The sequence below is a fragment of the Curvibacter fontanus genome, from assembly GCF_054780335.1.
Genome location: NZ_BAAGWN010000006.1, coordinates 44,049 through 61,449, shown reverse-complemented (window position 1 = coordinate 61,449; position 17,401 = coordinate 44,049). Strand labels below are relative to the sequence as shown.

Here is a 17,401-nt window from a genome sequence, read left to right as displayed (position 1 = left end):
TTTTCCGTTCGGACTGAGCCTGTCGAAGCCCTTCGACGAGCTCAGGGCGAACGGAGGTAGGGGGGGGCTGCAAGCCGGCGCCTGCCGAGGACTTGGACAGGCTCGGAGCGAAAGGATGCTTTTGTGCCTCAGCGTTTGGCCAGCACTTCGCGCAGCGTGGTGGCCAGATCGTCGATATGGAACTTGGCGATGTAGGCGTCGGCGCCGGCGCTCTGGACCTGGGCCTCGTTGGCCGAGCCCGTGAGCGAGGAGTGGACCACCACCGGGATGCCGCTGAACTGCACGTCGGCCTTGACGTTGCGGGTCAGGGTGAAGCCGTCCATCTCGGGCATTTCCAGATCGGTCAGCAGCAGGGCGACCTTGTCCCTGACGGACTTGCCCTCGTTCTTGGCCTGCGCGGCCAGGCTTCGCAGGCGCTCCCAGGCTTCCTTGCCGCTGCGGGTCATGATGTAGGGGATGCCCAACGCGGTCAGGCCTTTTTCGAGGATGCCGCGCGCCATGGCCGAATCGTCGGCCGCCAGCAGCACGGTGCCCGGCGGAAGCTTGATGTGGCCCCCCGTGTGCGTTTCCTTCTCGAACTTCACCGAATCGGGTTGCACGTCGTGCAGGATGCGCTCCACGTCGAGCACCTGGGCCAGCCGGGTGTTCTCCATATCGCCGTCGATGCGGGCGATGCTGGTGACCAGTTCGCCGCCGCTGCTCTCGGCCGAGAGCACATGCTTCCAGTCCACCTGCACGATCTCGCTCACCTCCTCGACGAAAAAGCCCTGGGTGGTGCGGGCGAACTCGGTGACCAGCAGGATGCCGTCGCCCTTGCCGGGGGTGCGCCCCGTGATGGCGGGCAGGTCGATCACGGTGATGATCTGGCCGCGGATATTGGCCACACCCAGCACATGGGGCGGCGAATTGACCATCTTGGTCAGGGGCGGCATCACCATGATCTCGCGGACCTTGAACACATTGATGCCGAACAGTTCGCGCTGCTCGGTGCCGGCGGATGCGCCCAGACGGAACAGCAGCAGTTCGAACTTGCCGCCGGCGGCGGCGGTGCTGCGGTCATCGGCCTGGCGGGTAAGGGTTTGGGAGCTCATGCGGATCGTCCTGATGGGTCTTCTTGGGTGACAGGGTAGCGGCTAGTTCTGTCGGCGGCAAGACATGCCCGCCCAGAATACGCGATTTCCCGGGGCAAGTGCGCAAGAAACGGGTGGCCGCGGCCCGGTGGGGCAGCGAGAATAGGCCTGTAACGCAAAGCTCCGACACCGATGACACCTGCCCATCTGCTCCAGCTGATCACCCTGGCCGCCATCTGGGGCGCCTCCTTCCTGTTCATGCGCATTGCCGTGCCCGCACTGGGGCCGGTCTGGCTGATCGAATGGCGGGTGCTGCTGGGCGCCCTGCTGCTGGCGCTGGCGGGGCGCTGGTTCCGCCACAGTCTGGCGTTGCGCACGCACTGGCGCCACTACCTGGTGCTGGGCCTGTTCAACAGCGCGCTGCCCTTTGTGCTCTTCGCCTGGGCTGCGCAGACGCTCACGGCTTCGCTGCTCTCGGTGGTCAACGCCACGGCGCCGATCTGGGGCGCGGTGATCGCCTGGGCCTGGAGCCGCGAGCCGCTGAGGGGCCGTGTCACGGCGGGCCTGGCCCTGGGCGTGGCGGGGGTGGCCCTGCTCATGGGCCTGGACCCGGCCATGCTGCGGCCCGGTTCGGGCTGGGTGCTGGCGGGTGTGCTGCTGGCGCCCTGCTGCTACGCCATCGCCAGCCACTACGCCAAATCGGCCGGCAACGCGCTCCTGCCTTACGCCAACGCCCACGGCAGCATGTGGGCTGCCACGCTGCTGCTGTGGCCTGTGCTGCCCTTCGCGGGCCATGCGCCGCTGCCCGTGGCGGCCACGCCCGTGGTCTGGGGGGCGGTGGCCGGCCTGGGCCTGCTGTGCACGGGCCTGGCCTACCTGATGTACTTCCGCCTGGTCGCGGCGCTGGGCGCGGCCTCCGCGCTCACCGTGACCTTCCTGATCCCGGTCTTCGGCATCCTCTGGGGCCACCTCTTCCTGGGCGAGGCCGTGGGCTGGCAGACGCTGGCCGGCGCGCTGGTGGTGCTCACGGGCACGGCGCTGGTGACGGGTTTCGACCCGCGCACGTTGTGGGCGCGCAAGGCGGTGCCGCATGGATGAACTGCTGGTCCCGCCGCAACGCCAGTACGCCGTGGTGGCGCAGGCCATCCGCTACCTGCGCGAACACGCCCTGCAGCAGCCCACCTTGGCCGAGCTGGCGGACGCCGTGCACCTGAGCGAGCACCATCTGCAGCGTGTCTTCGCGGCCTGGGCCGGCATCTCGCCCAAGCGTTTTCTTCAGTACCTGACCAAGGAATACGCGCGCACGGCGCTGCGCGAGGCGCAGGACGTGCTGGGCGCGGCGCAGGCCAGCGGCCTCTCGGGCCCGGGGCGCTTGCACGACCTGCTGGTGAGCTGCGAGGCCATGACACCGGGCGAGATCAAGAGTGGCGGCGCCGGTGTGGGCTTGAGCTGGGGCGAGGCGGAGACGCCCTTCGGCGGCGTGCTCGCGGGCTGGACGCCACGCGGCATCTGCTACCTGGCTTTTCTTGACGAGGACGGCGCGCAGCGCTTGGAAGAATTGCGCGCGGCTTGGCCTGCGGCCGAATTGAAGCAGGACGATGTTGAAGCCCGGCGCTTGATGGAGCAGGTGTTCCCCGCCACGCCGCAGCCGGGCCGCCTGCACCTGCTGCTGCGCGGCACCAACTTCCAGCTCAAGGTCTGGGAGGCGCTGCTGCGCCTGCCGCCGGGACGGCGGGTGTCCTACACCCAGCTCGCCGCGCTGGCGGGTCGGCCCAAGGCGCAGCGGGCCGTGGGCAGCGCGATGGCGGCCAACACCATTGCCTACCTCATCCCCTGCCACCGCGTGATCCGCGAGAGCGGAGAGAGCGGTCACTACCGCTGGGGCGACGAGCGCAAGAGCGCCATGCTGGCCTGGGAGGCTGGGGCCTCTGCACATTCGGAAGATTAGCGTGCACAGGGCCCTGCAGTACCCGCACTCTTGATCCGTGTTCTGTCGTGTGGCCTGCAGTGGCGCGCAGGCTGGGGCAAGATGACGCGGTCTTTTTCTTTTTCCTCTTTTCCCCATCCCATGACCACCCTGTTCACCCCGCTGCAAGTGGGCGCGCTGAGCGTGCCCAACCGTGTTTTCATGGCCCCGCTGACGCGCGCCCGCGCCGGTGAGGCCCACCTGCCCAGCGCCATGATGGCCGAGCACTACGCGCAGCGCGCCAGCGCCGGCCTGCTGATCGCCGAGGCCACCATGGCCATGGCCGGCAACTCCGCCTTCTGGAAGGAGCCCGGTGTGTACTCGCAAGCGCAGGTGGAAGGCTGGCGGCGCGTGACCGACGCCGTGCACGCCGCCGGCGGGCGCATCTTCCTGCAGGTCTGGCACGGCGGCCGCGCCTGCCACCCGGATCTCAACGGTGACGCCCAGCCCGTGGGTCCGAGCCCCATTGCCATCACCAGCGACATGGTGCACACGCCCAAGGGCAAGGTGGCCTATGCCGTGCCGCGTGCGCTGCGCGACGACGAGCTGCCGGGCATCGTGGCCGGTTTCAGACAAGCGGCCGAGAACGCCAGGGCCGCGGGCTTTGACGGCGTGGAAGTGCACGGGGCCAACGGCTACCTGCTCGACGAATTCCTGCGCGACGGCGCCAACCAGCGCAGCGGCCCCTACGGCGGCCCGCGCGAGAACCGCGCGCGCCTGCTGTTCGAGGTGCTCGAGGCCACCTGCGCCGTCTGGGGCAGCGAGCGCGTGGGCCTGCGCCTGTCGCCCCTCAACAGCTTCAACAGCATGATCGACAGCGACCCCGTGGGCCTGACGACCTGGCTGGCCGGTGAACTCAACCGTTTCGACCTGGCCTACCTGCACCTGATGCGCGGCGACTTCAAGGGCCTCCAGAAGGGCGACCTGATGACACCCGCGCGCGCGGCCTACCAGGGCGTGCTGATCGGCAACATGGGCTACAGCGGCGAGGAGGCGGCCCAGGCCGTGGCCGCGGGCCAGCTCGACGCCGTGGCTTTCGGCGTGCCCTTCCTGGCCAACCCGGACCTGCCCGCGCGCCTGCGGGCCGGCGCGCCACTGAACAAGGCGAACCCGGCGACCTTCTACACCGAAGGTCCGGCCGGTTACACGGACTATCCGTACTGGCAGCCGCAGCTGGCGATGCAGCCGGCCTGAGCACTCGCCGATGCGTGGCGCAGGCGGGTTTTACCCCGTCTGGCGTTCACGTGTTCTATGACAGCAGGGCCCGGCCGGCCTGCAGGAACTGCGCGGCCTTGGTTTCGTCGATGGTGAGCTTGATGAACTTGTGGCAGCGCTCGACGGCGGCCTGCAGTTCGGCAGGGCTCTCGGGCACGTCCTTCAGGCGCTCGATCACCTTGGGGGCCTCGGCGCCCAGCAGTCCACGACTGAGGGCGATCAGCGCATCACGCGGCGACAGCCGCGAGGCCGGGCGGCCCTTGGGCGGCACCGGTTCGACGAAGCCCTCGCTGACCAGCCATTCGATGTTTTCCCGGGCCAGGGGCGACTGCGCCGTGCGGTGCAACAGGCCGGACATGCTGATCGAGCCGTCGGCCATGATGAGCAGGGCGCGCAGTGTCTGGGACAGACCGAAGGAGCGGCTGCGGATCTCTTCGACCCCCTTGTCGGTCTTGACCAGGATCAGTGAGGTGTCCATGACGGGAGCTTTCTCAGCGCGTCATCTCTTCGATGATGCGGTAGATCAGCCGCACCGTGATCAGCACGTAGACCGCGCCGAAGAAGAAGATCAGCGCCACCACCAGGTTGATGATTTCGGTGGGCAGGCTGGTGAAGAAGGGGGTGACGAAATAGCCCAGCGTGAACAGGGTGACCAGCGAGGTCAGGTAACCCCACTGCTTGCCGACCACGCCGCCCGGGATGTTGCTGCGCAGGCGGTAGACGGTGGTCAGGCACAGCAGCATGACGGCAATGGCGGCGATGTTGATCGCCAGGATCAGGGTGGGGGTCATTCTCAACGCTCCTTGTTAGGCGGGTGGATACCGCAGCCATGATACGGAGGGGGGCATGTTCTGAGAACCGGTTCAGTGCCCTGATTAGGGTAAATCAGGATGCCCCTGGGGGTGTAAATGGACCCGGTTGTGTTTGATCTGCGTCAGCGGTGCCGCGTCCGGCCCTTGAGAACGGTGGGAGGGCCCCTATATTTTTTGCATGGCCGTTGCCGGTCATGGGGACCGCCGGCCTGTTGACCCCAGGAGGAAGATATGAACACTCTCATCTCGCGCGGCAGCCTCTTTGACGACTTTTTCCGCGACGTGGCGCCCGGTTTCTACGTCAACCCCCTGCACGGCGACCCGTTGCCCAGCCCGGGACAGATCAGGATGGACGTGAAGGAAAACGGCGACGCCTACACCGTCTCGGCCGAGATTCCCGGCGTGCGCAAGGAAGACATCCACGTCACCATCGAGGGCGGCATGGTCATGGTGCGTGCCGAGGTGAAGCAGGAAGACAGCCAGACCCAGGACGACAGGCTGCTGCGCAGCGAACGCTACTTCGGTTCGGTCTCGCGCGGCATCCAGTTGCCGCAGGACGTGGACCAGGGCCGGGCCCAGGCCAGATACGACAACGGCGTGCTCACGCTGACGCTGCCCAAGAAGCAGGGCAAGGGCGGGCAGAAGCTGCGCATCGAGTGAAACGGGAACGGGGGCCGAGGCCCCCGTTCTGCCTTTGAACCGGCGGGGCGCTCAGCGGGCGTTCAGCAGTTCCGGCACGTGCAGCAGGATGAACTCGTTGTCATCGTTGCGGCCCAGCTGGCGGCCCGAGGAGTAGGGCAGGTTGTTGTCGTTGGCGACGACGATGTGCTCGGCGTCCACCACGTCCACGTCCTCGATGGTCACGAAGGGGAAGGTGAACTTGCCGTTCTTGCCGCCCACCCTGGCCAGGCCCTTGGGGTCCTGGATGTCCAGCAGGTCGATGTAGCCGATCTTGCGCATGAAGCCATCGGCGTCCACGTCCTTCAGGCTGACCTTGTAGACGCGTTTGAATTTCGCGGGGATGTTCTGGCAGTCCGGGCGGGCCGGGCCCTTGCAGGCCGTGTCTTCCAGGCCCTCGCCGTTGTCGCGCTCGATGATGAGGCCGGTGTCGGCGTCGATCATGTTGAAGTCGCCGATGTTGTTGCCCTTGAGTTCGAGCGCGTACTTCCAGGAGCGACCGGTCCACTCGCCCCTGGCCACATTGAATTCCAGCACGCGCAGGTACTCACGGCCGTCCTTGTTTTCCCACTGCTTGCCGGCTTCGTCCCACAGCGGGCCTTCGAGCAGGGGGTAGAGGAACCGGCCGTCCTTGGAAGCGGCCATGCCTTCGTAACCGCGCGAGCGGCGTACCGGGGTGCTGAAGGCGCCGGGCGTGGCGGGTGTGGTGACCGTGTAGTGATCGGGCGAGCGGGCCAGCTTGCCGTCGACCAGGGTGTCGTACACGGCCAGCACCTTGCCCTGGCGGTCGGTCTTGATCAGGTAGGGTCCGAGTTCGTCACCGAACCAGACGTGCTCGCCGATGAACTGCATCGATTCGATGTCGAAGTCGGCGCCGGTCAGGTAGCGCTTGCCCGTGCCTTCGTTGACGATGAGGAAGGGCACCTTCTTCTGCGGGTCGTGCAGGAACACGGTCTGCAGGCGTTTGACGCTGCCGCTCTTCCAGTCGGGCAAGACGCGGTGGAACATCAGCATGGCGTCGGCCGAGTTGGCCTTGCTGCCGTAACCGTTATCGGTCAGCACCCAGTAGCTGCCGTCCTTCATCGCCTTGATGCCCGAGAAGCCCTGCACCGGCTGGCCCTGGAAGGGCAGGCTGATGCCGGTGGGCCGGGGTGCGTCCTTGGCCGAGAGGAAGGAAGTGCCGGCGATGATGTTCAGGCGGTCTTCGCGGCGGCCGTCGGGGGTGGTGTATTTGCCGGAGGTCTGCAGGCTGGCCGGCGCATCCTTGGGCGCGGCCATGAAGGTGGTGGCCGGCAGGGCGGCATGGCCGGCCAGGGTGGCGGGGAAGGCGGTCTGGGCCTGGACAGGCGCCAGCGTGGTCAGGCTCAGCAGTGCCAGCAGGGGAGCGAGGCGCATGGTGTACAGGTTTGCGGTGGTTGGAAAACCTGCATGCTAGGCAGCGCATGTGACAGTCGCGTGACCGCTATGGAGGAGATATTTTCCGTTCGGGCTGAGCTTGTCGAAGCCTGTTTTGATCTGAGCCGAAGGGCCCGACGACCGCCTCAGGGCGAACGGATGTCTGCTTCAACCGTGGACCCGCTCGGCCTCGATCCAGCCGCGCAGGCTATTGAACACGGCCAGGCCCTCGGCGTCTTGCAAGGCCTCGACGGGAATCACGGCCTCTTCTATGCGGCCCTGTTCCAGATAGACCGCCCGCGCCACACCGTCGAGCAGGCCGCAGGCCAGCGCCGGCGTGAGCCAGCGCCCGCCCAGCTTGACGGCCACGTTGCAGCGCGTGCCCTCGGTCAGTTCGCCACGCGGGTTCCACAACAGGGTGTCGAAGACGGCGGGGTCGCGCGGGGCCAGGGCTTCGTAGTGGGCGCGACGCGTGGTCTTGTGGCGTACGAATTCACCGGGTGCGTCGAGGGCTGCGTGTGCAAGCTGCACGCGCACCCGTGCGGGCGCTGCGTCCATCGCGTAGCTTTCGGCGCGTACCGAGCCGTTGGCGGCCAGCAGCAGGCGCATGCGGCGCAGGCCCTGAGGATGCAGGGTGACCTCCTGCGTCAGCGCCGCCTGCAGGGCGGCCGGTTCGCAGCTAAACCCGAAATGCTGTGCCGCGCGCGCCATGCGCGCAAGATGCCGCGGCGTCTCAAGCAGCCGGCCATCCTGCAGGCGCAGGGTTTCGAGAAGCTCGAAGGGCTGGCTGGCCCGGTCGAGGAAGGCGCGCTTGTGGCGCCATTCCTGCCATTCGCCGGCTGCTGTTGCATCGCTCGTGATGCCGCTGCCGATGCCGCAGCGCAGCTGCTGCCCGCGTATGGTGACAGTACGGATCGCGACGTTGAAGGTGGCGTGACCGCCCGGCCGCACCACGCCGATGGCGCCGCAGTAGACACCGCGTGCTTGCGCCTCCAGGCCGTGAATCAGGCGCATGGCCTGCACCTTGGGGGCACCGGTGATCGAGCCGCAGGGAAAAAGCGCGCCGAAGACCCGGGCCAGCGTGGTGCCCGGGCGCACGCGGGCCGTGACGTCCGAGCTCATCTGCCAGACCGTGGGCAGGGCCTCGGTGCGAAAGAGCACAGGCACGTGCACGCTGTGCGGCTCGGCGATGCGCGAGAGGTCGTTGCGCAGCAGGTCCACGATCATCACGTTCTCGGCGCGCTCCTTGGGTGAGCTGCGCAGGGCCTGCACATTCGCCTGGTCTGCTGCGGCGTCGGCACCGCGCGGGGCCGTGCCCTTCATGGGGCGCGCAAGGATGTGCTCACCGTTCCAGTCGAAGAAGAGCTCGGGCGAGACCGAGAGCAGCTGCTCGTGGCCGCTATCGATGAGGGCTGCGTAGCCGCCGGGCTGCGCGCGTTGCAGGGCCTGGAACAGCGCGAGCGCCTCGCCCTGCAGCGTGCCGTCAAGCGGCGCGGTGTGGTTGACCTGGTAGAGCTCGCCCGCGGCGATGGCCGCGTGGATGCGCGCCATGTCGGCGTCGAAGGCCGCGCGGTCCGGGCCGCCGGTCCAGTCGGCGTGGGCGGGCGGTAGGGCCGGGGCATCGGGCCAGTCGAGCGCGCTTTCGTAGACGCCGAACCAGGCCAGCGGGCCGTCGGCCGCGTGCACCGTGTAGGCGGCGTCGAAGGCCGGGGCCGCCTCGTAGCGCACATAACCCACGCACCAGCGGCCGGCGCGCGCGTGGCGCTCCACGGCATCGAGCAGCGCCGGGACCTGCTGGGCCGAGCTTGCGACCAGGGTTGCCAGGGGCGTGTCAAAGGCGTGGCGCAGTGCGCCGGGCCGGCCGGTGGGCGCGTCGGTGAAATCGATCAGAACCTGCATACAAGGGGAGAAAGGACGAGGAGCGCAAACGCGCCCGGCCCTACATCATCGCGTAGCGTTTCTTGGCCTGCACCGCGTTGGCGATGTAAGAACGGGTCTCGTCATAGGGCAGCTTGCTGCGCAGCGCGTTGTAGACCTCGTCGGGGCGCATGGCGTTGACGGCGTCCAGCGCCTCGTCCTGGCGAGCCCGCCCGTTCTTGTGGCTGAAGGCCCGGTACACATTGCTGGGGCCGGTGTTGTAGGCGGCGATGGCGCAGTACTCGCGTGACACCGGGTCGCGGATCTCGCGCAGCGGGCTGTCGTAGAGCAGCACGCCCAGGTAGGCCGCGCCGAACTCGATGTTGTTCTCGGGGGTGAAGAGGAATTCCTTGCTCGGGATCACGTCCTCACCCCGGGCCTTGCGGTAGGCCTCGCGCCCGCCGCTGGTGGGCACGAGCTGCATCAGGCCGTAGGCCGGGGCGCTGGAGACCGCGTAGGGATTGAAGGAGCTTTCGATGCGGATGATGGCGTAGATCAGGCTGCGGCTGACCCGGGTCTTGTCCGAGTTCTGGCGCACCAGGGCCGCGTACTGCAGCGCGCGTTTGTCGATGGCGGCGTTGACCATGTTCATCTGCACGTAGAACACGGTTTTCGGTGCGCCGTTGACGTCGATATTGCGCTGCTGCAGACGGTTCTCGACCAGGTAGCTCGCGTAACGCTCCACGTCCTCGCGGGTCTTGATGACGGTGTTGTTCTGGTCCACCACCAGGTCCTGCAGATAGGGCTGACCGCTCAGCGTGACCTCCTTGTCCGAGAACAGGTCCACGGCGCCCGGGTCGCCGGGCGTGAGCAGGGCCACGACGGTGGCGCGGCGCAGCTTGTCCCGGGCGGCGTCTTCGTCCAGGTGCTCGATCAGGATGGTGCCGGCGTCGTAGTCCACCACGACCCGGTTCTTGTAGTTCTGCGTGTACTTCACGTAGCGCGTGCGGCTGGGCAGCGTGCCCGCTTCGCGCTGGCCCCACTGCTCGCCGCTCTCCTGCTGCAGATTGCCCATGAGCTTGTTGTACTCGTTCTTGATGCGGCGCAGGTCGGCCAGCGCGAGCTGGGGGTTGTAGGTGTAGGAGTTGACCCGGCTCTGGGCCATGTTGCGCAGGGCCGATTCCGGGCTCCTGGACATGGCGAGATTCACCATCTGCTGCGTGCTGCAGGCCGACAGCGCCAGGGCGCCGGTGGCGCCCAGTAGCAAGCGTCTGTTCATGTCCATGTGCTGTTCCCTGAGATGGCTCCAGTGGCGTGGCCTGGCGTTCGGGGCCATGGTAACGAGTTCCCGGGGCTTAAGCTGATCTTGTGGCGGCCCAGTCACGCGCGATTTGCAACACTTGTTGCAGGGCGTCGGGCGCGTCGCAGGGCACCACACGGCGCTGCGGCATGCTGCGCAGCCAGGTGATCTGGCGCTTGGCCAGCTGGCGCGTGGCGTAGATGCCGCGCTCGCGCAGCTCGCCCATGGGGGCCCGGCCGTCCAGGGCTTCCCAGGTCTGGCGGTAACCCACGCAGCGCATGGAGGGCAGATCGGCGTGCAGGTCACCGCGCGCGCGCAGGCGCTGCACCTCGTCCAGCAGGCCGCCGGCCAGCATGGTGTCGAAGCGCCGGGCGATGCGTTCGTGCAGCCAGGCGCGGTCCGTCGGTTCCAGCGAGATCAGCGTGGTGGCGCGGGCCAGGTCCGAGGGCCGGGCCGCGTCACTGCGTGTGTGGAAGGAGGACAGGGGCTGGCCCGAGACACGCCAGACCTCCAGCGCGCGCTGGATGCGCTGCGAGTCGCCGGGCGCCAGGCGCGCGGCCGTGAGCGGGTCCACCTTCATCAGTTCGGCGTGCAGGGCCGGCCAGCCTTTTGTTTGGGCCTCGGCCTCGATCTGCGCGCGCAGCGTCGCGTCGGCCCTGGGCATGTCGTCGATGCCCTCGAACAGGGCCTTGAAATAAAGCATGGTGCCGCCCACCAGCAGGGGGCGCCGGCCGCGTGCGTGGATGGCATGGATCAGTTCGGTGGCGTCATGCACAAACTCGGCCGCGCTGTAGGCCTGCAGCGGGTCGCGGATGTCGATCAGGTGGTGCGGCACGGCGGCCAGCTCGGCCACGCCGGGTTTGGCCGTGCCGATGTCCATGCCGCGGTAGACCAGGGCCGAATCGACGCTGATGATCTCCACCGGCAGTTCGGCTGCGATGGCCAGCGCGGCGGCGGTCTTGCCGCTGGCCGTGGGACCGGCCAACGCCAGGCAGGTCGGAAATTCAATGCTCGGACTTGCCATGTTTCTGCACCAGGGTCCAGGCCGCCAGCGAGACCAGCACACTCCAGAACCACACGCCGTACATCAGGGGCCGCGCCGTGCCGTCCATGACCTCGCCCAGCACGCTGCCCATGAGGAAGGAAACCAGCGCCATGGCGAAGCCGTTGAGCGCCGAGGCCGCGCCCGCCGCGTAAGGGAAGGGGCCCACGGCGCCGCTCTGGCTGCAGGGCTGGTGCACGCCGTGCGCGAGCATGAAAAGATAAAACGGCCCCATGATGGTCCAGCCATTGTGCAGCCCCGCGAGCGCGAACAGGCCCATGAGCGTGCCGCCCGTGAGGGTGAAGGTGGCTGCCAGCGCCACGGTGCGCTGCATGCCGTAACGCGGCAGCAGCCAGCGGCAGACCACGGTGCCCAGGATGTAGGTGAAGGACACCGAGCACATGATGAGCCCGTAGGCCCAGCGCGAGACCCCCAGCAGCTGGATGAAGATGAAGGACGAGGAGGCCAGCACCGTGAACAGCCCGCCGTAGGAGGCGCCCGACAGCGCCGACCAGGCCCAGAAGGTCCGGTGGCCCAGGATCTGGCGCCAGGTGGCCAGCAGCGTGGCGGGCTGCAGGGCCTGCGGGTTCTTCTGCGGCACGGTCTCTTCGAAACGCCAGACCACCAGGGCCAGTGCGCCCGCGCCGAACACGGCCAGTGCCAGCAGCGCCACACGCCAGCTGGCGATGTCCGTGAGCAGGCCGCCCAGCGGCCCGCTGAGGCAGGCGATCACGCCCAGGCCCGTGAGGCCCTTGGACATCACGCGTGCGCCTTCCACGGGGCGGTAGAGGTCACGCACGATGGCGCGCGCGCACATCACACCCGCGCCCATGGCCGCGCCCTGCAGCACGCGTGCGACGATCAGCAGCGCCATGGTGGGCGCCAGCGTGCTGAGCACCGAGGCCGCGACATAGGCGGCCAGGCCCCATAGCAGAATGGGCCGGCGGCCAAAACGGTCCGAGAGCGGGCCCCAGACCAGCTGCGAGAGGCCGAAGGCCAGCAACAGGGCCGTGAGCGTGAGCTGCGCCTGCGGCAGCGTGGCGCCGAAGCCCGCGGTCAGCGCGGGCAGGGCAGGCAGGTAAAGGTCGGTGGTGATCGGCTGCAGTCCCAGGAGCAGGGACAGCACGAGCACGATCAGGGCGGGGGACATGGCGGAAGCCGCAGCAGAGGAGGCAGACATCGCCAGCGAGACTACCAGATCAGTGCCTGCCCTGATCCCTCGCCCGGCAGCGGCTCGGCGCAACCCGGGACCAGGGCGAAGGCCGTGATCAGGGCGAGGAGGAGCAGGAGCCAGCGTTTCATGGGGGCATAGGATGTCTTGCGCGCCGGAAAAGTTCAGGCCGTCCCGAAATACCCCCAGATTCTGCTTGTGCGGTCTGGCATGGGTGGCCATAATATTGTTGAAATTTTCAACAATCAAATGCGCGCCATGTCCACCGTCAATTTCAGTGTTCCGGAAGACGTCAAGGATGCCTTCAATGCCGCATTCGAAGGGCAGAACAAGAGCGCCATCATCGCGGACCTGATGCGCGAGGCTGTGGAGCGTGCGCGGCGCCGGCAGCGCAGCATGGCGGCCTACAAACGCATCGCCCGCCGCCGGCAGCAGGCGCCCCGCGTCTCGCAGGGCCAGTTGCGGGCGGCACGTGAAGAAGGCCGGCCGTGACGGTGGTCCTCGATGCCAGCGTGGCCCTGAAGTGGTTTCTGGCCGATGCGGCTGGTGAGGATCACCTGGCCCAGGCCCTGGGTCTGCTGGGGCAGGTGGCCAGCGGGGAAGTGCGGCTGCTGCAGCCGCCGCATTTCGTGGCCGAGGTGGCGGCCGTGCTGGCGCGGCTCAAACCACAGCAGGCGCTGGACGATATGCTGGATCTGCTCGACATCGAATTCGAGACGGCCGACGACCCTGGCATCTACGCCCGTGCGCTGGAGCTGGCGATCCGGCATCAGCACCATGTCTTCGATACCCTGTACCACGCGGTGGCCCTGGAGACGCCGGGCGCGGAGTTCATCACGGCCGATGGCCGTTATTTCGAGAAAGCCAGGAGCGAGGGACGCATACGCCTGCTGGCGACGGTCTGAGCTTCTAGCGTCCGCGCAAAAACAAGGCGTCCAGGTCCTTCAAGGTCACCTGCCGCCAGGTCGGGCGGCCGTGGTTGCACTGGTCGGAGCGTTCTGTCTGTTCCATATCGCGCAGCAGGGCGTTCATCTCTTCCAGCGTGAGCTTGCGGTTCGCGCGCACGGCGCCGTGGCAGGCCATGGTGGCCAGCAGTTCGTTGCGTGCGCGTTCGATCACCGTGCTGCCCTCGTGCTGCCCCAGTTCGGCCAGCACGCTGCGCGCCAGTTCCACGGCATCGCCCTGCGCCAGTGTGGACGGCACGGCGCGCACGGCCAGGGTCCTGGGCGAGAAGGGTGAAATCTCCAGGCCCAGGGTCAGCAGCGTGGTGGCGTGGGCTTCGGCCGTGGCCACTTCCTGCGGCGTGGCGGCGAAGGTGGCGGGGATCAACAGGGGCTGGCTGGCAATGGCCTGCACGTCGAGCTGGTTCTTGAGGCGCTCGTAGACGATGCGTTCGTGCGCGGCGTGCATGTCGACCACGATCAGGCCCTGGGCGTTCTCGGCCAGGATGTAGACGCCCTGCAGCTGGGCGAGCGCGCGGCCCAGGGGCCACGTGTTTTCTGATCCCTCGCGGCCCAGGGGCCAGGCTTGTGCGTCTTCCGTTCGGGCTGAGCCTGTCGAAGCCCTTGGGGCCAGCCCTTCGACAAGCTCAGGGCGAACGGGGGCGGGCGGCTGTTGTCCGGCGGACGCCGGCTGCCAGAGCGCGCCCAGGTCGCGCACTTCATGGCCCCGGGCCGAGGTCTCGGCTGCTCCGAAATCAATAGCGGGCTGCGACCACGTTGGCGCGTAGGCTGAATTTTCTCCCTCTCCCCCTGGGAGAGGGGTGGGGTGAGGGCTCTCCGTCAGGCCCGCACCCGATGAACGCGGCGCGGCCAGGGCGCTTTCCACGGCATGGCGCACGGCCTGGTGCACTTCGCGGCTGTCGCGGAAGCGCACCTCGATCTTGGTGGGGTGCACGTTGACGTCCACGCGCGCCGGGTCGATCTCCACGTAGAGCGCGTAGACCGGCTGCTTGTGGCCGTGCAGCACGTCTTCGTAGGCGCTGCGCGCGGCGTGGGTAAGCACCTTGTCGCGCACGTAACGGCCGTTGACGTAGCAGAACTGATGGTCGGCGCGGCTGCGCGCGGCGTCGGGGATGCCGGCTCGGCCCCAGACCCGGACGCCATGGTAGGCGCCGGGCGCGGCGGCCGTCTGGAAATCCACGGCTACCGACTCGCTAATGAAGTCCTCGCCCAGCACGTCGGCCAGGCGCTGCTGCAGGGCTTCGGGCCCGCTGCATACGCGCCACTGCTCCACGAGCTTGCCCTCGTGCCAGATGGCGAAGCCCACGTCGGGCCGGGCTAGGGCGTGGCGGCGCACGGACTCGATGCAGTGCGCCAGTTCGGTGGCGTCGGTCTTGAGGAATTTGCGCCGCGCCGGCGTGCTGAAGAACAGCTCCTTCACTTCCACCGTGGTGCCGGCGCTGCGCGCCACGAGCCGGATCTCCCCGGTGCGGCCGTCCAGCAGAAAGGCGCTGGACTGCTCGGCCACGCGAGAGAGGATGGCACAGTCGGCAATGGAGTTGATGGCGGCCAGCGCCTCGCCACGGAAACCCATGGTGCCCACGGATTCGAGATCCTGCAGGCTGGCGATCTTGCTGGTGGCGTGGCGTTTCAGGGCGATGGGCAGTTCCTCGCGCGGGATGCCGATGCCGTTGTCTTCCACCGAAATCAGGCGCACGCCGCCGGCCAGCAGGCGCACGGTGATCTGGGTGGCGCCGGCGTCCAGCGCGTTGTCCACCAGCTCGCGCACCACCGAGGCGGGGCGCTCCACCACTTCGCCAGCGGCGATCTGGCTGATCAGCTCATCCGGCAGTTCACGGATGGGGCGGCGGGGGGCGGGGGAGAGGGGGGCGTTCACCGGGGCATTTTAGGCTGCGCGGAGCGCCCTGTTGCGGCTAGAAGCAGTCTTCCGATCTCGAGGGTCGGTTGAGCACTTTAGGCCGGCTGCGGTCACTTGGTTTCGGCGCTTGAGTCGACCCGTCTTGCATACGTCGGCTCGGTCTCATCTGACCGCGGCTAATTTCTTCACTGTGTCGCGAGCCAGGCTTGTACGCCTGGAGATCTCGCGAATTGAAATGTGCTCTTGTAATGCCAGCGCCTGATGACAGTCAATATCTCCACGTCAATCACTCCTGGTTGCCAAAAGTGGTTTATTCAAATACGCTCTTCTCTGGGGTTCTTTCTTAGAACTCAAAGGGCGGGATTCTTTTGCCGGTCTCCTGTCGACAAAAAATTGCTTAAGCAAAAAACGGAGGAATCATGGCTACACACTGGAAATATCTCCCCATCTTGAAATGGAAGCAGGGCGAACGCATTGCCTTGCAACATCTCACTTCGGCGCAGTGGGACGCGTTAGTTCCCCTTATTGAATTGCCACCAATAGTCGCGACTCCGGATGCAGCAGGCCTGAGGGCGGTGCTGCCTGCCTATCTGGCTAAGCTGGCTAGTGAGTTGAAGAAAACGTTCCCTGAGGGCGCGACATTTGCTATCGATGTGCGGTATGTGGCGCCAGCCTATAAAAGGCAGGTGCAGTTACTGCAGGTGATTTGTACGCAGCTAGCAAAACTATCAGAGCGAAAGATCATCCCAGTCATTACTCAGTCGATGCTCATCCAGCAACCGCAGGATTTAGGCGATCTGAAGACGTTTCCTGAGGTCGTGCTGCGCATCATCACCGGCTTTACGCAAGCCGACACGATTGATGAGATGGTAAAACTTTTAGCGAAAGAAGGCTTGACCAGATCGCGCTTGCACCTGTTGATCGATCAATTCTCGATCGTCAACGAGGCTTCGGCTGCAAGAGTGGCATTGGTAAAGCCTTACTTAGACGCCGCATTAGCTGTAAACGTGGCAAGCACAACCTTGGCTGGGGGGGCTTTCCCAATAAATCTAATGGGTATGGGACAGGGTGTAAAAGATCTGCCGCGAGTCGAGTGGCAAATCTGGAAGATCCTCCGAAAAGATGCCAAATACAAGATGATCAGATATTCTGATTACACAGTTAGCAATCCTGCTCCGGTTCCAGACATGGACCCGAAGATGGTGAACCCTTCAGTGGCAATTCGGTACGCGGCTGATGGGTTCTGGCGTTTGTTCAAGGCTGGTGGGTTCAAGAAAGGCAAGCCCAACCAATACAAAAACCTCTGCCTATTGCTGTTGGGTGACGCTATATATTCTGGTGCAGCATTCAGCTTTGGCGATGCCTGCTACGACAAGGCGGCGAACGCTAAATTAGGCAATGGAAATCCGAGCAGCTGGCGTCGGGACGCGACAAGCCATCATTTGGTCCTGACTGCTGCGGCCTTGTAGCCAACTTGTTACTTGACCTCGCTCGTAGTGTCTCTGAGACTCGGATGCGCAGGGAATCAAGGCTGAGTTCGGCTGCTAGGGAGTCATGCAACTGGCTTTTAGTGGCCTTCTTGGAGACGAATGCGCCGGTCTCTGATGTCAATGCATGCGCGGCTTCATCTCGCCATAAAAACATAGCGAGGCTTCGACTTTCTTGGCGCTCGTGAACACCTGCTTCACGTACTACTTCTGTGACTAGGTCACCATTTGAATGGCGACCTACGGCCCAGATGCCCCACCAAGAAGGCATGAGCTTGATTGCGCCTTGTGCGTGAGTCAGTCCCGTCACTAGCGTGATGCGATCAAAGACTCTGTTGTAGGCGTGGATCTGGTTGTGCAGGCGCCCGAAGTCGTCAAAGTCACTTTTTAACTCGAAGGCTTCCAAAATATCGCCCACTAGCGCAATGTCAACGCGCGAGGCACCTTGTTCAATCACAAGCTCCTCGTAAATAGAGGCGTGAGATTGCGCCACGCGATATGTGAGCTCGCGTATGACGTGGCAGCGAAGCTCTTTTTCAGTGATGGGGGCGGATGCCATGATTTGCATTATAGTCGGCATATTATGCC

Annotated in this window: 17 protein-coding genes; 7 read left to right on the top strand and 10 right to left on the bottom strand. The window is 66.2% G+C overall.

What is annotated here, in order from left to right; all coding sequences use genetic code 11:
* Positions 1–128 precede the first annotated feature (128 nt).
* Positions 129–1,091: a chemotaxis protein gene (locus ACYVH8_RS03905; RefSeq protein ID WP_460487575.1), complete on the bottom strand. Its 963-nt coding sequence runs from the start codon at positions 1,089–1,091 to the stop codon at positions 129–131.
* Between the two features lie 171 nt (positions 1,092–1,262).
* Between ACYVH8_RS03905 and ACYVH8_RS03900 the strand changes: the two genes are divergently transcribed.
* The 3 genes from ACYVH8_RS03900 to ACYVH8_RS03890 all read left to right on the top strand — a co-directional run bounded on the left by ACYVH8_RS03900 (position 1,263) and on the right by ACYVH8_RS03890 (position 4,230).
* Positions 1,263–2,168 carry a DMT family transporter gene (locus tag ACYVH8_RS03900; RefSeq protein WP_460487574.1) on the top strand — a complete coding sequence of 302 codons (906 nt, stop codon included), beginning with the start codon at positions 1,263–1,265 and terminating at the stop codon, positions 2,166–2,168.
* Positions 2,161–3,018: a methylated-DNA--[protein]-cysteine S-methyltransferase gene (locus ACYVH8_RS03895; protein ID WP_460487573.1), complete on the top strand. Its 858-nt coding sequence runs from the start codon at positions 2,161–2,163 to the stop codon at positions 3,016–3,018. Before ACYVH8_RS03900 ends, ACYVH8_RS03895 begins: the two co-directional genes overlap by 8 nt.
* 120 nt (positions 3,019–3,138) lie before the next feature.
* A complete protein-coding gene (locus ACYVH8_RS03890) occupies positions 3,139–4,230 on the top strand; it encodes an alkene reductase (RefSeq protein WP_460487572.1) in 1,092 nt (363 codons plus the stop codon).
* A 55-nt stretch (positions 4,231–4,285) separates the two neighbouring features.
* On the opposite strand, the gene ACYVH8_RS03885 is transcribed toward ACYVH8_RS03890, so the two are convergent.
* Positions 4,286–4,729: a hypothetical protein gene (locus ACYVH8_RS03885; protein ID WP_460487571.1), complete on the bottom strand. Its 444-nt coding sequence runs from the start codon at positions 4,727–4,729 to the stop codon at positions 4,286–4,288.
* A gap of 13 nt (positions 4,730–4,742) precedes the next feature.
* Complete coding sequence (locus ACYVH8_RS03880; RefSeq protein ID WP_460487570.1) at positions 4,743–5,042, bottom strand: hypothetical protein; 300 nt, start codon at positions 5,040–5,042, stop codon at positions 4,743–4,745.
* A 252-nt stretch (positions 5,043–5,294) separates the two neighbouring features.
* Here ACYVH8_RS03880 and ACYVH8_RS03875 point away from each other — a divergent pair, with 252 nt between their 5' ends.
* Positions 5,295–5,723, top strand: coding sequence for an Hsp20/alpha crystallin family protein (locus ACYVH8_RS03875; protein ID WP_460487569.1), 429 nt, complete (start codon positions 5,295–5,297; stop codon positions 5,721–5,723).
* A gap of 51 nt (positions 5,724–5,774) precedes the next feature.
* On the opposite strand, the gene ACYVH8_RS03870 is transcribed toward ACYVH8_RS03875, so the two are convergent.
* From ACYVH8_RS03870 to ACYVH8_RS03850, 5 genes are all read right to left on the bottom strand, one after another.
* Positions 5,775–7,136, bottom strand: coding sequence for an esterase-like activity of phytase family protein (locus ACYVH8_RS03870; protein WP_460487568.1), 1,362 nt, complete (start codon positions 7,134–7,136; stop codon positions 5,775–5,777).
* A 168-nt stretch (positions 7,137–7,304) separates the two neighbouring features.
* Complete coding sequence (gene pabB / locus ACYVH8_RS03865; protein WP_460487567.1) at positions 7,305–9,035, bottom strand: aminodeoxychorismate synthase component I; 1,731 nt, start codon at positions 9,033–9,035, stop codon at positions 7,305–7,307.
* A gap of 40 nt (positions 9,036–9,075) precedes the next feature.
* Positions 9,076–10,272 carry a murein transglycosylase domain-containing protein gene (locus ACYVH8_RS03860; protein ID WP_460487566.1) on the bottom strand — a complete coding sequence of 399 codons (1,197 nt, stop codon included), beginning with the start codon at positions 10,270–10,272 and terminating at the stop codon, positions 9,076–9,078.
* A gap of 76 nt (positions 10,273–10,348) precedes the next feature.
* Positions 10,349–11,317 carry a tRNA (adenosine(37)-N6)-dimethylallyltransferase MiaA gene (gene miaA / locus ACYVH8_RS03855; protein ID WP_460487565.1) on the bottom strand — a complete coding sequence of 323 codons (969 nt, stop codon included), beginning with the start codon at positions 11,315–11,317 and terminating at the stop codon, positions 10,349–10,351.
* Complete coding sequence (locus ACYVH8_RS03850; RefSeq protein WP_460487564.1) at positions 11,298–12,485, bottom strand: multidrug effflux MFS transporter; 1,188 nt, start codon at positions 12,483–12,485, stop codon at positions 11,298–11,300. Before ACYVH8_RS03850 ends, miaA begins: the two co-directional genes overlap by 20 nt.
* Before the next feature lie 279 nt (positions 12,486–12,764).
* Between ACYVH8_RS03850 and ACYVH8_RS03845 the strand changes: the two genes are divergently transcribed.
* A complete protein-coding gene (locus ACYVH8_RS03845; protein WP_460487563.1) occupies positions 12,765–12,998 on the top strand; it encodes a hypothetical protein in 234 nt (77 codons plus the stop codon).
* On the top strand, positions 12,995–13,411 hold the full coding sequence (locus ACYVH8_RS03840; protein ID WP_460487562.1) for a type II toxin-antitoxin system VapC family toxin: 417 nt from the start codon (positions 12,995–12,997) through the stop codon (positions 13,409–13,411). The genes ACYVH8_RS03845 and ACYVH8_RS03840 overlap by 4 nt, the downstream gene beginning before the upstream one ends.
* A 4-nt stretch (positions 13,412–13,415) precedes the next feature.
* Here ACYVH8_RS03840 and mutL read toward each other — a convergent pair whose 3' ends face one another.
* Positions 13,416–15,344, bottom strand: coding sequence for a DNA mismatch repair endonuclease MutL (gene mutL / locus ACYVH8_RS03835; RefSeq protein WP_460487561.1), 1,929 nt, complete (start codon positions 15,342–15,344; stop codon positions 13,416–13,418).
* Positions 15,345–15,745: 401 nt separating this feature from the next.
* Between mutL and ACYVH8_RS03830 the strand changes: the two genes are divergently transcribed.
* Positions 15,746–16,795 carry a beta family protein gene (locus ACYVH8_RS03830; RefSeq protein ID WP_460487560.1) on the top strand — a complete coding sequence of 350 codons (1,050 nt, stop codon included), beginning with the start codon at positions 15,746–15,748 and terminating at the stop codon, positions 16,793–16,795.
* Here ACYVH8_RS03830 and ACYVH8_RS03825 read toward each other — a convergent pair.
* Positions 16,713–17,372, bottom strand: a complete 660-nt coding sequence (locus tag ACYVH8_RS03825; protein WP_460487559.1) for a sce7726 family protein — start codon at positions 17,370–17,372, stop codon at positions 16,713–16,715. The genes ACYVH8_RS03830 and ACYVH8_RS03825 overlap by 83 nt on opposite strands.
* Positions 17,373–17,401: the final 29 nt, after the last annotated feature.